The organism is Paenibacillus sp. FSL P4-0113 (assembly GCF_038009305.1).
GTDB classification, from domain to species: domain Bacteria; phylum Bacillota; class Bacilli; order Paenibacillales; family Paenibacillaceae; genus Paenibacillus; species Paenibacillus polymyxa_D.
This window is the reverse complement of record NZ_JBBPAZ010000001.1, coordinates 2,484,200-2,498,517: the sequence shown is the minus strand read 5'-3', so window position 1 is coordinate 2,498,517 and position 14,318 is coordinate 2,484,200. Positions and strand designations below refer to the sequence as shown.

12 protein-coding genes are annotated in these 14,318 nt (G+C 43.5%); all 12 read left to right on the top strand.

Annotated features, from left to right (window positions below; translation table 11 throughout):
• The first annotated feature begins 182 nt into the window (after positions 1–182).
• The 12 genes from licT to MKX46_RS10495 all read left to right on the top strand — a co-directional run bounded on the left by licT (position 183) and on the right by MKX46_RS10495 (position 14,317).
• Positions 183–1,013 carry a BglG family transcription antiterminator LicT gene (licT, locus tag MKX46_RS10550; protein WP_029518185.1) on the top strand — a complete coding sequence of 277 codons (831 nt, stop codon included), beginning with the start codon at positions 183–185 and terminating at the stop codon, positions 1,011–1,013.
• 250 nt (positions 1,014–1,263) lie between these two features.
• Positions 1,264–3,153 (top strand): beta-glucoside-specific PTS transporter subunit IIABC, encoded by a 1,890-nt coding sequence (locus MKX46_RS10545; protein WP_341071234.1) that lies wholly within the window; start codon positions 1,264–1,266, stop codon positions 3,151–3,153.
• 220 nt (positions 3,154–3,373) lie between these two features.
• Entirely contained in the window at positions 3,374–4,864 is a 1,491-nt protein-coding gene (locus MKX46_RS10540; RefSeq protein ID WP_029518187.1) for an alanine/glycine:cation symporter family protein, read from the top strand.
• A gap of 184 nt (positions 4,865–5,048) precedes the next feature.
• Entirely contained in the window at positions 5,049–5,618 is a 570-nt protein-coding gene (locus tag MKX46_RS10535) for a bifunctional transcriptional activator/DNA repair enzyme AdaA (protein WP_318628420.1), read from the top strand.
• A gap of 16 nt (positions 5,619–5,634) precedes the next feature.
• The gene (locus MKX46_RS10530) at positions 5,635–6,177 is read left to right on the top strand and encodes a methylated-DNA--[protein]-cysteine S-methyltransferase (protein ID WP_029518188.1); all 543 of its coding nucleotides are present in this window, start codon (positions 5,635–5,637) and stop codon (positions 6,175–6,177) included.
• The gene (locus MKX46_RS10525) at positions 6,167–6,982 is read left to right on the top strand and encodes an SPL family radical SAM protein (protein WP_029518189.1); all 816 of its coding nucleotides are present in this window, start codon (positions 6,167–6,169) and stop codon (positions 6,980–6,982) included. Before MKX46_RS10530 ends, MKX46_RS10525 begins: the two co-directional genes overlap by 11 nt.
• Before the next feature lie 63 nt (positions 6,983–7,045).
• A complete protein-coding gene (locus tag MKX46_RS10520; RefSeq protein ID WP_341071233.1) occupies positions 7,046–7,663 on the top strand; it encodes a DNA-3-methyladenine glycosylase family protein in 618 nt (205 codons plus the stop codon).
• Between the two features lie 19 nt (positions 7,664–7,682).
• The gene (locus tag MKX46_RS10515) at positions 7,683–8,372 is read left to right on the top strand and encodes a DNA alkylation repair protein (RefSeq protein WP_318628419.1); all 690 of its coding nucleotides are present in this window, start codon (positions 7,683–7,685) and stop codon (positions 8,370–8,372) included.
• A gap of 70 nt (positions 8,373–8,442) precedes the next feature.
• A complete protein-coding gene (locus MKX46_RS10510; protein ID WP_341071232.1) occupies positions 8,443–10,038 on the top strand; it encodes a response regulator transcription factor in 1,596 nt (531 codons plus the stop codon).
• 23 nt (positions 10,039–10,061) lie between these two features.
• A complete protein-coding gene (locus MKX46_RS10505; RefSeq protein ID WP_341071231.1) occupies positions 10,062–11,918 on the top strand; it encodes a cache domain-containing sensor histidine kinase in 1,857 nt (618 codons plus the stop codon).
• Between the two features lie 99 nt (positions 11,919–12,017).
• Positions 12,018–13,382: an ABC transporter substrate-binding protein gene (locus MKX46_RS10500; protein ID WP_340933135.1), complete on the top strand. Its 1,365-nt coding sequence runs from the start codon at positions 12,018–12,020 to the stop codon at positions 13,380–13,382.
• 32 nt (positions 13,383–13,414) lie between these two features.
• Positions 13,415–14,317: a carbohydrate ABC transporter permease gene (locus tag MKX46_RS10495; protein WP_250240304.1), complete on the top strand. Its 903-nt coding sequence runs from the start codon at positions 13,415–13,417 to the stop codon at positions 14,315–14,317.
• Position 14,318 lies beyond the last annotated feature (1 nt).

Sequence of the window (14,318 nt, the reverse complement as noted above, 5' to 3'; positions counted from 1 at the left end):
GGGCTATACTTGACGCAATTCCATCATTTTTAGGATTGTTACTGCGTAGCAGGCAAAACCTAAGCCACAAATAAGAAGATGTTACAGTCTTGTTTATTTGGCGTGCTTCGGTTTTTTTCTGTTTACAATAAATAGGATGGAGCAAGTGTGGCTCTTGCTGGCATATGGAACGGGGGATCAAGATGAATATAGCAAAGGTCATCAACAACAATGTAATCAGCGTCTACCAGACGGACGGTACCGAACTCGTGGTGATGGGGCGGGGGATTGCTTTTAAGAAAAAGCCTGGAGACAAAGTAGACGAAACCAGAATTCAGAAGGTATTTGCTCTGAAAAACAAACAGACGTCCGATAACTTTAAAATGCTGTTACGTGAGGTACCGCTTGATTTGATCATGATTGTAGAGGAAGTCATAAATGACGCCAAGCATAATCTGAATAGAAAGCTGAACGAAAATATTTATGTTTCGCTGACCGATCATATCAATTTCGCTGTTGAAAGATACCGGGAAGGATTGGAAATCAAAAACGCGTTGTTGTGGGAAATCAAACAGCTATACAAAGAAGAATTTGCGATAGGTCTGAAAACGCTGGAACAAATCAAACAAAAGCTCGATATTGAACTGCCTGTAGATGAAGCAGCTTATATTGCCCTTCACATCGTAAATGCTGAAATGAACGAGGAAGTCATTACAACCATGAGTATCACGAAGTTTATCCAGCAAATTATCAATATCGCAAAGTACCATTTTAAGGTTGATTTTGACGAGGATTCTTTGAGTTATTTCCGCTTTATTACGCATCTGAAATTTTTTGCCCAGCGCGTATTTAAGGGAAATCACTATGAAAATAACTATGACCATTTGTATGACATGATTAAGGAAAAGCACAAGGAAGCAGCTGCTTGTACTGAGAAAATCGGAACCTTTGTAAAAAAAGAATACAATCACGAATTGACGAACGAAGAAAAGCTGTATTTGACTGTGCATATTGAACGAGTGGTGAACAGATAAGTTGAACTTTTTTAGTAAAAAAGAATCAAAAATATATTTAAAATGTTTCTGTTGACAAATATGGTATATTAAATGTATTATGTGAGTAACAGGAATTTAATAATTTTTAACTGGGATTGTTACTGGTTATGCAGGCAAAACCTAAGTCATGAAAAATTGCGGGACTCAAGTGCCCACCATTTTTCAAGGCTTAGGTTTTTTGTGTGCCTAAATATGGTAAAAAGCCCCTTAGAACATGGAGGTGTCCATCATGAGTTATGAACAACTGGCTAAAGAAATTGTGCACCTGGTAGGCGGCGAAAAAAATGTAGTATCGCTCGTACACTGCGCCACGCGCCTGCGTTTTGTACTAAAAGATGAGGCAAAAGCAGACAAGGCAAAGCTGGAGAAAACTGATGGAATTATTACGGTCAAGCAGAGCGGTGGCCAGTTCCAGGTTGTGGTCGGCAACAAAGTACCAGAAGTGTATAATGCCATCGGCCAAGTATCCAACATTTTAAATGAAACTGGAAAAGAAGATCATTCAGCTAAAGGCAAGAAAGGGTTTGGCGCTGTAATCGACGTAATTTCCAGTATTTTTGCACCGTTGCTCGGAGTTATGGCGGGGTCCGGTATTTTGAAAGGTCTACTGCTGATTGCGAGTAACCTCGGCTGGTTGGTTTCGAAAGACACTACTTATATGATTTTGTATGCTGCGGCTGACAGCTTGTTTTATTTCCTGCCGCTCTTGTTAGCGGTTACAACGGCACGGAAATTTGGAGGTAATATCTTCGTTGCTCTGACCATCGCCGGAGGGCTGCTTTACCCGACCATTGTCACGTTGAAAACAGAAGGTACACCTACAGACTTTTTCGGTATTCCTATTGTGATGATGAGTTATTCATCTACCGTTATTCCGATAATTTTAGCCGTTATCGTCATGAGTAAGCTGGAAAAATGGTGCAATCGCGTGATCCATGAGAGTGTCAAAAACTTTATTACACCTTTGATTCTACTTGTAATTATGCTTCCTCTGACCCTGATGGTTTTTGGTCCAGTCGGGGTGTATGTGGGCAACGCAATCGCTACCGCGCTCGTTGCTGCGTTCAGCTTTAGTCCGCTGCTGGCTGGAGCAATTCTTGGTGCTTGCTGGCAGTTGCTCGTTATTTTCGGTGTTCACTGGGGTCTTGTACCTGTATTCATTAATAATATTGCTGTTAATGGCAGAGACGGGATCAAACCTTCCGCTGCGGCATCCATCTTTGCTCAAACCGGCGCTTCGTTCGGTGTTATGCTGAAAACGAAAAATAAAAAGCTGAAAACACTAGCGGGTTCCGCTACACTTACCGCTTTATTCGGCATCACGGAGCCAGCAGTTTATGGGGTTACGCTGCCGTTGAAACGTCCGTTTATTGCAGGTATTATCGGTGGTGCTGTCGGTGGTGCCATTATCGGTCAAGCGGGAACGCAAGCATTTGCCTCCGGCGCACCTGGATTGCTGACCTTGCCGATCTTTTACGGTCCTGGCGGACAAGGCTTCCCAGGATTGATTTTAGGGATTACCGTTTCATTCCTGGTGTCGGCCATTTTGACTTATATTTTAGGTTTTGAAGATCCAGTTGAAGAAGAGGAAACTACTAACAATTCGGCTAAAGAATCGACATCTACAGTTGCAGTTTCTAATGAAGAGGTACTAAGCCCGATTGAAGGAACGGTGGTCGCTCTGTCGGAGGTTCCCGATCCAGCATTTGCTTCGGAAGCTATGGGTAAAGGTATCGCCATCCAACCGACAACGGGCAGAGTCGTAGCCCCGTTCGATGGAACCATCACCGTGGCGTTCAAGAAAAAACATGCGCTTGCAGTTGTTTCGCATCATGGCGCAGAAGTTCTGATTCACGTCGGAGTAGATACGGTCAAGCTGGACGGTAAACATTTTACGTCCCATATCAAAGAAGGCGATCAGGTGAAAGCTGGGGACCTACTGCTTGAGTTTGATGTTGAGCAAATCAGGGCAGAGGGTTATCCTACGATTACGCCAGTTATCATTACGAATTCTTCCGAATATACTGAAGTCCTTCCAATCGCTCAAGGAGAGGTAACGGAGCAGGCCCCGCTGTTGAAACTGTCTAGCGCTCTGAATGAGAAAGAAAGCATTGCCTAAATGTCTTAAGGACAAGGCTCTGATGATCCATATTCCCGGATCATCAGAGCTTTTTTGTCGTCCTTTCAGGTAGCAGATAAGTCGATTTGTAATTGACAATATGTCAATTAAATTAGCTTGTACGGTTGTAAAAACTATTCTATAATTTCTTGTAAATATGAAAAATTTTCTGAAAACATTAACTGAATATGAATTGATGGATCAGGGGGAAATGCAAGGAATGTTAGAGAAGTGGGCAGAGGCAGTAAATGGCGTCATTTGGAGCAATCCTGTGGTATATGTCTGTTTGAGCGTGGGGCTATTATTTTCAATTATGACCCGATTTCTGCAAATCAGACATTTCAAAGAGATGATTCGCCTTGTCTTTAAAGGGAAAAGTTCTGAGGCAGGTGTATCCTCATTTCAGGCCTTTACGATGGCGTTATCAGGACGTGTAGGAACGGGGAATATTGCGGGGATTGCACTGGCAGTCGGTATGGGAGGACCCGGGGCAATATTTTGGATGTGGGTCATGGCTTTTATCGGATCGGCCACTGCGTTTGTTGAATCTACACTGGCTCAGATCTATAAGGTAAAGCGTGATGGTCAGTATCGAGGCGGCCCGGCCTTTTATATTGAAAAAGGGACAGGCTTAAAATGGTTTGCGGTTATTTTCGCAGTTGTAGCGTTGGTCGCTATGTGTTTACTGTTGCCGGGAACTCAATCGAATTCGATTGCGGTAGCTTTTCATAGTTCGTTTGGTATGGATATGAAGGTTTCCGGGATAGTAGTTGTGGTGTTGCTGGCGCTTATCATATTTGGTGGTGTAAAAAGAATTGCCAATGTGGCACAGGTAGTCATACCCTTTATGGCACTTGGCTACATCCTTGTCTCTTTCTATATTATGATGACGAACATTACTGCGCTTCCCGATGTATTTGCCCTTATTTTTCGCAGTGCCTTCGGTATCGATTCAGTGTTCGGTGGTATAGCAGGGACAGCCATTGCCTGGGGGGTAAAACGAGGCATTTATTCGAATGAAGCAGGACAAGGCTCTGGTGCCCATCCAGCCGCCGCCGCAGAAGTGTCTCATCCGGCAAAGCAAGGACTGGTTCAAGCATTTTCTGTATATGTAGATACCTTTTTAGTCTGTACGTCTACGGCTTTCATGGTCTTGTTTACAGGGATGTACAATGTGAAGGGACCAGGTGGGGGCTATATTGTGCAGCATCTTCCGGGTGTTGAAGAAGGAACTCAATATACACAATCTGCCATCGAATCGGTATTTCCGGGTTTTGGGTCGAGTCTTTTGTCCATTACATTGTTCTTTTTCGCCTTTACCACCATTATCGCCTATTATTATATCGCTGAAACGAATATGGCCTACCTGATTGCCGATCGTAAAGCCAAATGGCCTATGTTCCTGTTAAAGCTGGTTATTCTGGGTTCGACATTCTATGGAACGGTTGTCAAGGAATCTGCGTTGGCGTGGACACTGGGGGATGTGGGGGTCGGTATTATGATGTGGGTGAATCTGATTGCTATGATCCTCCTGGCCAAGCCTGCGCTTCTGGTGCTTAAGGATTACGAACGGCAACGGAGGCAAGGGATAGACCCGGTATTTGATCCGAAGAAGGCAGGGATTTCAAATGCCGATTACTGGTCAAAGGAATATCAGCCTCCTTCAGATGAGTTGACGATCACCGCTAAACCAAGCAAGCTTCAAGCCTAATAAGATAGAGAAGTAAGATCAAAGGTGGCTCCGCGGGGAGTCATCTTTTTTTCGTTATCTTGCCTTTACATTCCAAGAAGGGTACATATGTTCACTATTTAGTTTATAATTTAGACAGAGGGATTTTGAATAATCCTGCCATAGATATGTGGGAGGTCACATTTGCATCAGAGAGGTGATTTGAATGAGTACATCCGATTTATCCATAACTGACGACAAGTGGAGAGCTATCGTAGAAAACGACAAGTCTTATGACGGGATATTTTTGTACGCCGTGAAGACAACGGGAATATTTTGTCGCCCCTCCTGCAAATCCCGACCTCCCAAAAGAGAGAACATCCGTATATTTAAAACAGCGGAACAGGCATTGGCTGAGCATTTCCGTCCATGCAAAAGGTGTAAACCGACAGGACAACGATTGCCTGATCATGAATGGATCGCACGGGTTACAGAATACGTGAATTCTAACTATATGAAGGACTTAACATTGCACATCCTAGCTGAGATAAGTCATGGAAGTCCGTATCATTTACATCGTACCTTCAAGCGGGTCATGCATCTAACCCCGATGGAATATATACAGCAGACCAGGTTGGAACAAGCGAAGGAGCTGCTCATCTGCTCAGATATATCTGTTGCGGAAGTGGGGAAGAACGTAGGTCTGTCCAATGCACCTTACTTTATTACGTTATTTAAAAAGAATACAGGCTACACCCCATTGCAATATCGCCAACTCAAATCGAAAGCAACATAAAATGGAGGTACACAGCATGGCACATCAAATAAATAAAACGATCTATTGGTCATTGTTGACACATGAGGATTGGAATTTATATATTGCAGCTACATCGGAAGGATTATGTTATGTGGGCTCGCCCAATCATCCTGTAGAGGAATTGTTTTCATGGGCAGGAAGTCGATTTCCCGGTAGCCCTTTAGTTGAAGAGGATGCCGCTTTACAGCCCTATGCCAAGGAGCTGATTGAATATTTCCAAGGGGAGCGCACCCAATTTACATTGCCCTTTGACTTTCAGGGGACTGCATTCCAGCTGGCGGTTTGGAATGCGTTGTGTGATATTCCGTATGGGGAAACACTATCCTATTCAGATATTGCCAACGCTATTCAAAAACCAGCCTCTGTTCGTGCGGTGGGGGCCGCCATCGGTGCTAATCCGATTTTGGTTACGGTCCCTTGTCATCGGGTCATTGGTAAAAATGGAGCTATGACCGGATATCGTGGTGGTTTGGACATGAAGGTTAAGCTTTTGCAGCTCGAAAAGGAAAGAGTGGCGTTGGTTCAGTATGAAAAATGAGTATTACAAATCCCCAAAGACACTTCTGAATAAAGGGACCGGCTTCTTGTCAGGGTATACACACTCGTTGAACCCGTATACAGGTTGTACCTTTGGTTGCTCGTATTGCTATGTACGCCAATTGCCAGTCTCCACATTTCGGAAGGAAGCGTGGGGGACATGGGTTGATATTAAAAATCAGGCGGCAGATATTCTTCGCAAGGAACTTCGTAGAGCCAAATCCAAAGGTAAAGTCACGATTTTCATGTCGTCAAGCACAGATCCTTATCAGCCTGCTGAGTACAAGGAAGAGGTGACCCGGTCTCTGCTGGAGGTGATGGTGGATGAGCCACCAGATTTTCTCTTTTTACAGACGCGCAGTCCACTGGTACGGCGGGATACCGATTTACTGCTCCGATTGGGGGATCGTGTTCGTGTAAGTATGACTGTAGAAACAGATCGAGAAGATATACGCAAACATTTTACCCCGGAAGCTCCTCCCATCCAGGCTCGTCTCCAAACGCTGCATCTCTTAAAGGAGGCAGGTGTACCAACGCAAGCTACGATTGCTCCGATGCTTCCAAGCAGTGAACATTTTGCAGACAAGCTTTTGCCTCTGGTCAACCGTGTCTGTATTGATGATTATTTTATGGGAGATGGCAGTGGGGGGAGACGAACGCGTAGCTTAAAAATAGGTGCGCTGTACGAGTCATTGGGGCTGGAAGAATGGTATCATCCTGCTGCCTATAAGACGGTTTATGAACGTTTTCTCCATGTTTTCCCGAAAGAACAGCTCTACGTGAGCAAAGAAGGATTCGAACCTTGATGCAACAGCAGTCTATGCCATTGAATCAAGAGTGAAACATATAAGGGGGCAACGGGAGAACGAATGCAAACTGTAATGACCAAAAACTTTGACTATGGGGAAAAGGAAATCAATTATCTAAAAAACGTAGATACCGTACTTGGTGCAGCGATGACGCAAATGGGCAAGGTAGAGCGGGTGATCATTCCCGACCTGTTTGCTGCGCTCGTTCATGCGATTGTGGGACAGCTTATATCGGCCAAGGCGGTTCAAACCATATGGGCAAGGATGCAGGAGAAGTTAGGCGTGATCACTCCACAAAATATAGCTGTTCAGACGGCTTTAGATATTCAAAGCTGTGGCATCACCATGAAAAAGGCCACATGTATCCTTAATATAGCCCAGTCGATCGAGCAGGGCCTGTTGGATTTACAGAAATTATATGAGCTTTCCGATGCACAGGTGATCGAGAAATTGTCCTCGCTGCAAGGGATAGGACCTTGGACGGCTGAAATGATGCTGATGAATTGCATGGAGCGTCCAGATGTCGTCAGTTGGGGTGATATGGCTATTCGACGGGGAATGATGAAGTTGTACCATCTGGATACATTGACCAAGCAGCAATTCGAGGAGTACCGCCGAGTCTATTCGCCTTATGGTTCGGTGGCCTCCATTTATTTGTGGAGTATTTCATTTCGTTAAAAATCAGGGAGTGGAAACGATGGAGAAAACAATCAGAGAACAAATACTGTCATATGTGGATGCGGATTTTCAGAAATTCACGGCTGCATTGCTTCCGACGATTAATAATGTGCTGGGTGTACGTCTGCCAATGCTGCGTAAGCTAGCTCAAAATATCGCCAAAGGGGATTGGCGTCTCTATCTGGAGACTGCTGAAAGTGATCACTTCGAAGAAGTCATGCTGCAAGGCATGGTGATTGGTTCTGTAAAAACGGATATAGAGGAAGTTTTGAGTTATACCGCCAAGTTTGTTCCTAAAATTGATAATTGGTCCGTATGTGATAGTTTCTGTGCCGGATTGAAAATCACCAAACATCATAAAGAACGGGTGTGGGAGTTTATTCAACCCTACTTGCTCTCCAAGAAAGAATATGAAATTCGGTTTGGTGTAGTTATGCTTCTGAATTTTTATATTGAGGAACAGTATATGAACCGGGTGTTTGCTCTGCTAGATCAGACCCATCGTGAGGATTATTATGTACAAATGGCGGTAGCATGGGCGATATCGATCTGTTATATCAAGCTGCCTGAGGCAACGATGGCGTATTTAAGTCATAATACATTGGATGATTTTACTTTCAATAAAGCTCTGCAGAAAATTACAGAATCATACCGGGTGGATCAGGCAACGAAAACGACCATTCGTAGTATGAAGCGAAAAAGAAAATAGGATCGGCTCCCACCTGTAAGTGTTATACTGAAAAAAACATACGTGTATAAGATCGACAGGAGGGGAGTCAGTGAATTCGATCCCGCTGGGAGTGCTTGTTGTAGATGATGAAACTAGACAGCGTCGAGGGTTGGCTGCCATGGTCAGGGATTTACGTCCAGAATACGAGGTATGGGAAGCCAAGAACGGGAAAGATGCTCTGACCATTTCTTTATCCAAACCGATCCAGATCGTTTTTATAGATATTCAAATGCCGATCATGAATGGACTTGAATATCTTCAACAATTGAGAACATCCGGTCAGCATGAGACCAAAGTTATTTTAGTGACAGTCTACCAGGAATTTAGCTATGCACAGCAGGCGGTGCGGTATGGGGCGAATGATTATTTGGTGAAACCGGTGCAATCACAGCAGCTTATTGAAGTGATTGAACATATAGAGAAGGTAATTGTAGAGGAACAAGAAGCATTCAGTGGGAATCAAACAGCGTTGAATCAAATTGAGCAGAGTATGCCTGCATTTGTGGAGCATTTGTTTAGCAGATGCGTGACAGACAAGTTACGGCCTAACGAGAAAAGTCTATTAAAAAGTCACTTTGGATGGCATGGGGTAGGAGAAGTTCTCGCGTTGGGAGTATCCGCAGCCCACCCGGAGGATATACATATGTGGGATTCCCGTCTGCGTGATACGGTTGTTGAAATATTGCAGCCTTGGGTGTCTTCAGTCGTATTTCCACTCGAATTTCATAAAGACCATATGGTCGCAGTGGTGAACTGGAAGGATAGATCTGAAGGCAAGGAGGCCAAAAGCGCACTTCAAGCTGGGCTGAAAAAGATGGAGCAACAGCAAGCGATTTCAATCTGGTTTGCTTGGGGTCAGCCTTTTGATTTTAATGAAATGCAAATAAGCCAATCTCACGAAAAGGCCGTCGGCCTAATCTCCATGCGCTTTTATACACCTCACATCAGATGTTTGAACCTTGTCGTTTCAGATGATGAGCAGCCAGTACAGGAAATGAGCGCACACGAACAGATGGCCTTTTTTAAATTTATTGAAAGCGCTATCTCTAATGGAGAGCCCGATCAGCTATTGGATCGGGTGCAGAATTTCATTGGACAAATGACGCAAGGGTATCCTGCACCTGAAGCGCTTAAAGCAAAAGTGGTACACCTTCTGTTGGTTAGTTTACAACGGTTAAATATAGGGTGGAGTGAGGAAGTCTACTCACGTTTTTCGGAACGGTTGAACAAACCTGTCGAAGAGGCCACCTGTCTTCAGAACCTTGAGGATGGTGTTGCAACATGGTTAAAAGAGCTGATTCTTGAGCTTCATAGCGCCTCCAAAGGCGAACCCATTATGAAAAAGTGCAAGGAATTTCTAGATGCACATCTACATGAAGACCTTAGTCTGGAGATTGTGGCCCGGCGCTTCCACTATAATGCGTCCTATTTTAGCATTCTGTTCAAAAATTATTTTGGGCTCTCGTTCACGGAATATATGGTGAAGCTCAGAATGCAAAAAGCTCAGCACTTACTGCTGCATACAGACGCCAAGGTCGCAGAAATTAGTAGACAGGTTGGTTATAAAGATATCAAATACTTTTTTAAAGTGTTCAAAAAAAACGTAATGCACACACCGGAAGAATTTCGCAGGAAATTCAACTGATTGTTAGGTGAAAGGAAGATACGATGCGCCAAGTTAAATATATGTGTCAAAAATTTTTGGACAGTAGCTTTCGTACGAAATTGATGCTGTCCTATTTTTTGTTGTCTGGTTTTATCGTTTTGATCCTAGGTTTCGTTTACTTTGAAACGAGCGCACGAAATATTACTACAAATGTAACAGATAGCGTTACAAGCGTTCTGCGTAGTAATAACCAGCTGCTGGATAACAAGCTGACAGCTATTCAAAAAACCGTAGATATGATTCCGATCGACCATGACCTTCTTCAAACTATTACGGACGTGGACACTACGGATTCTTCATCGCTGTTACGAGCTGATCGCAGCATTACAAAAATTTTGTACAGATACTTTGGCAATATGGAGGAAGTATACGCTTCCCAAATTATGACGCAAAATTATGCATATGGAAGCACTGAGCGGATGTATATTCCTGTTCAGCCGTTCTATTCTTCTCCGTTGGCAACAACGGCGGTGGAAGCAGAGGGGGCTACCCAATGGATTCCCGCTTATTCGTATGCCGATACATTCCATCAGCAGGATTTAAAACGAGGCTCTTATGAGTTTAGTTCTTTATTTGCTGTAGTAAAGCAGCTCCATTTGACTGCATTAGATGATGCAGGAACCTTCCATACGCTTCCGGAGGGAAAGGAAAAACCTATACTTATATTGAATTTTCGTCCTGACTTGTTAAACGAGGGTTTTGAAGATTACGCAGCCCGTAGCGGATTTGCACATCTATCCTATGGCATGATTCAAGATAAAAACGGGATGGTCATGAGTTCAGATAGACAGCAACAAGTAGGGGAACCCGTGGCGGATTGGCTTAAGGATGCCATTACTTCGGAACAAGGGATGAAAATGGTAAACGTTAAAGGTCAAAGCATATTACTGGTTTACGAAGCCATGAAAACGACGGGCTGGGTATCCTATATAGCCATTCCTATGGAAGATGTATTGGGACATCTGTCAACGATTCGTACCTACACGGTGTTTTTTTTAGGCTTTATGATGCTCGTTGCTGTTATTCTTGCTTATTTACTGTCTGTTTATATCAGTAAGCCCATCACGGATATGAAACAGGCGATGAAAGTAATGGAGAAGGGACATTTTGATATTCGAATTCCTGTACGTGGCTATGATGAATTGGGAGATCTGGTGATTCGATTTAATCAAATGAATGAAAAAATTAAAGATTTAATCGAGGAAAATTACAAGTCGCGTCTGCGAGCCAAAGAGTCGGAGTTAATGGCACTTAATCTGCAGTTAAATCCTCATTTTTTGTATAATACCTTAACGACAATGTATTGGATTGCGTTAGAACATAAACAGCAGGAGCTGGGTCAATTGATCATTAATCTGGCGGAAATGCTGCAAATTACTACCCGAAACAAAAACGATACATGGAGCTTGGAAACCGATCTGAATTGGCTGGAAAAATACATTTACATTATGCAGAATCGCTTTCAGGACAAGTTTACGGTGGAATATGATATTGATCCTATTTTGCTTCAGATGGAGGTTCCCAAACTTTTCTTGCAGCCTTTTGTGGAAAATTCAATTATTCACGGCTTCGCGGAAATGGAATCAGGAGGTCTGATAAGGATCACAGCCTGGATTGAGAAGCAATTGGTGTGTTTTAAAGTGGAGGATAACGGATTAGGAATTCAAGAAGATCATATACGCCGAATTCAAGCTGGAGAAATCAGATCAACGGGTATTAAAAATGTAGACAGAAGAGTACGGCTATTATATGGAATGGATTATGGCGTTACGCTCCACTCGCCAGCAGGTAAAGGGACATTCGTCCTGATTCGCATCGGAGAAATTCATAGATCTAATCAAATGACACCAATCCAATGAGAGTACGACTTTTAAAAATGTAAGCGTTTGCTAAAATAAATTTAGTGACGAAGCAACAAACGAAAAGATAAAAAAATAACCGGTTTGGGGGCGTTACTCATGTTAAAACGAAAATTATGGATCGTCTGCATGTGCTTGATCGTTGGGCTTATGTCAGCCTGTAGTTCAAATGAGAGCAGCAGCAAACCAGTTGATTTGCAGGGTCACGAGCAAGTGACACTGACCTATGCCAGTTGGGGTAGCACCAATGAAAAGAAGGTTCAGCAGGAAATCGCTAAAAAATTTACAGAGAAATATCCGTGGATCAAAATCAACTATATGCATATCCCCGGGGATTACGTTACCAAATTAACGACGATGTTTGCTGCCAATCAGGCACCCGATGTATTTCCCATTTATAAAGCACAGGCTCTGCAATGGGCTGAACAAGGCAAACTATATAATTTAAATGAATTTTTGAAGGAGGATAAGGAGCTAACGAAGGAAAGTCTTATTCCTAATTCAGTCATCTATTGGGATAAGGACAAAGTGGCAGGGGTCAAGGTAACTGAGGAAGCTTTTGCCCTCTATTACAATAAAGATTTGTTTGATGAAGCTGGTGTTGCTTTGCCACCGGTAAAAGCTGAGGACGCTTGGACATGGGAGCAGTTTTTAGAGACAGCACATAAGCTCACCATTGATAAAGCGGGAAATAATGCGCTCAGCCCCAATTTCGATGCAAGTAACATTAAACAGTATGGAGTTCGGTTTGATACATGGATGTGGCATTTGCTTGTGCCTTCCAATAACGCAAGTGTCATTTCAGACAAAGGGGATTCGCTTAATCTTGAGAGCCCTGATGTGATTGAAGCTGTTCAGAAAATGGCTGATCTGATCAACGTTTATCATGTGGCACCGTCGCCGACGCAGTCCAAAAATATACCTTCCCCGGCCGTAGCACTGCAAAGTAAGCGAGTAGCGATGGATCTGGATGGACAGTGGGTTCAATTGGATCTTGGAGAATCGAAAGTGAATTTTGGTGTAGGCGTGTTACCCAAGCTGAAGAGCAGCAAAACGATCCTGTTTGGCGAACCGGAAGTGATTTCTGCCAAAACCAAACATCCTAAAGAAGCATGGATGTTTTATAAATTCTTGCTGGATGCTGAAAGCGGACTTGACATGCATTCCAGCGGATTGTGGATGCCTGTCATGAAAAAGTGGTACACCGAACCAGACTTGATTAGCAAATGGGCCGATGTCAAACCAGGTCATGCCGATGGTTACCGTGATGCTGTAATGAACCAAACGCTGCATAACGGTGTCAATTCTTACGACTATTATCTGAAAAACTCGGAAAAAATCAATGCCATCATTAACCCGGCGCTGGATCAGGTATGGCTAGGCAAGAAAACGGTGGAGCAAGCATTTAAGGAGGTTTCCGCCAAGGCCAACGCGGAATTTAAGGGGACGTATCCAAAAGAATAGGATGAGTGTTTTGACAGAAAGAGAGGGATAGAATGCAATCATTATCTTCTATTCGTAAGCAGGAAAGTTGGTTGGGGTGGCTTTTTGCCGCCCCTGCTATTCTCGGCTTTGTCATTTTTGTTCTGGGACCGATGATCGCTAGTCTCTGGTTCAGTCTTACCGATTACAAGGTAGCTTCACAGGCTAATTTTATCGGTCTGGATAATTACGTCCACTTATTTGACGGTACGGATCAATTTTTTTATAAATCACTCGGGGTTACGTTTTATTATGTGTTTCTAAGTGTGCCCCTGCAAATTATTGTAGCTTTCTTTTTGGCGATATTACTTAATCAAAAGGTAAAAGGTCTGGCTTTTTTCAGGACTGTTTTCTATCTCCCTACCATTGTGCCCCTCATAGCATCGTCTATGATCTGGATGTGGCTGTTTGATCCGGATCTTGGGTTGCTAAATGTGGTGCTGCGTGCGCTGCATTTGCCCGAAAGTCAGTGGATCTATAGCGAAGGCTCGGTAGTCCCTACTCTGGTTTTAATGAGTTTGTGGACCGTTGGAGGAACCATGATTATTTTTCTGGCAGGCTTGCAAGATATACCTAGACATTATTATGAAGCCATTGAAATTGACGGTGGAAACGCTCTTCATAAGCTTATGTATATTACAATTCCATTGACATCGCCCACTATTTTTTTTAATACGATTATGGGCTTCATCGGTGGGTTTCAGGTGTTTGTTCAGCCTTACGTCATGACTCAGGGCGGACCCAATAACTCCAGCTTGTTTTATACCTTTTATTTGTTCCGCGAGGCATTTACTTTTTCAAATATGGGTTATGCCTGTGCTATTGCTTGGGTGCTCTTTATTGTCGTTTTGGTATTCACCGCCTTTCTGTTCAAGACGGCCCGAAAATGGGTGTATTACGAAGGCGGGGGGGCATGAA

Bases quoted from the DNA above. Each gene is read 5' to 3' on its own strand.
- MKX46_RS10520 (WP_341071233.1), top strand. From the start codon at position 7,046: ATGCAAACTGTAATGACCAAAAACTTTGACTATGGGGAAAAGGAAATC.
- MKX46_RS10530 (WP_029518188.1), top strand. From the start codon at position 5,635: ATGGCACATCAAATAAATAAAACGATCTATTGGTCATTGTTGACACAT.
- MKX46_RS10500 (WP_340933135.1), top strand. From the start codon at position 12,018: ATGTTAAAACGAAAATTATGGATCGTCTGCATGTGCTTGATCGTTGGG.
- MKX46_RS10505 (WP_341071231.1), top strand. From the start codon at position 10,062: ATGCGCCAAGTTAAATATATGTGTCAAAAATTTTTGGACAGTAGCTTT.
- MKX46_RS10540 (WP_029518187.1), top strand. From the start codon at position 3,374: ATGTTAGAGAAGTGGGCAGAGGCAGTAAATGGCGTCATTTGGAGCAAT.
- MKX46_RS10535 (WP_318628420.1), top strand. From the start codon at position 5,049: ATGAGTACATCCGATTTATCCATAACTGACGACAAGTGGAGAGCTATC.
- licT (WP_029518185.1), top strand. From the start codon at position 183: ATGAATATAGCAAAGGTCATCAACAACAATGTAATCAGCGTCTACCAG.
- MKX46_RS10545 (WP_341071234.1), top strand. From the start codon at position 1,264: ATGAGTTATGAACAACTGGCTAAAGAAATTGTGCACCTGGTAGGCGGC.
- MKX46_RS10525 (WP_029518189.1), top strand. From the start codon at position 6,167: ATGAAAAATGAGTATTACAAATCCCCAAAGACACTTCTGAATAAAGGG.
- MKX46_RS10495 (WP_250240304.1), top strand. From the start codon at position 13,415: ATGCAATCATTATCTTCTATTCGTAAGCAGGAAAGTTGGTTGGGGTGG.
- MKX46_RS10515 (WP_318628419.1), top strand. From the start codon at position 7,683: ATGGAGAAAACAATCAGAGAACAAATACTGTCATATGTGGATGCGGAT.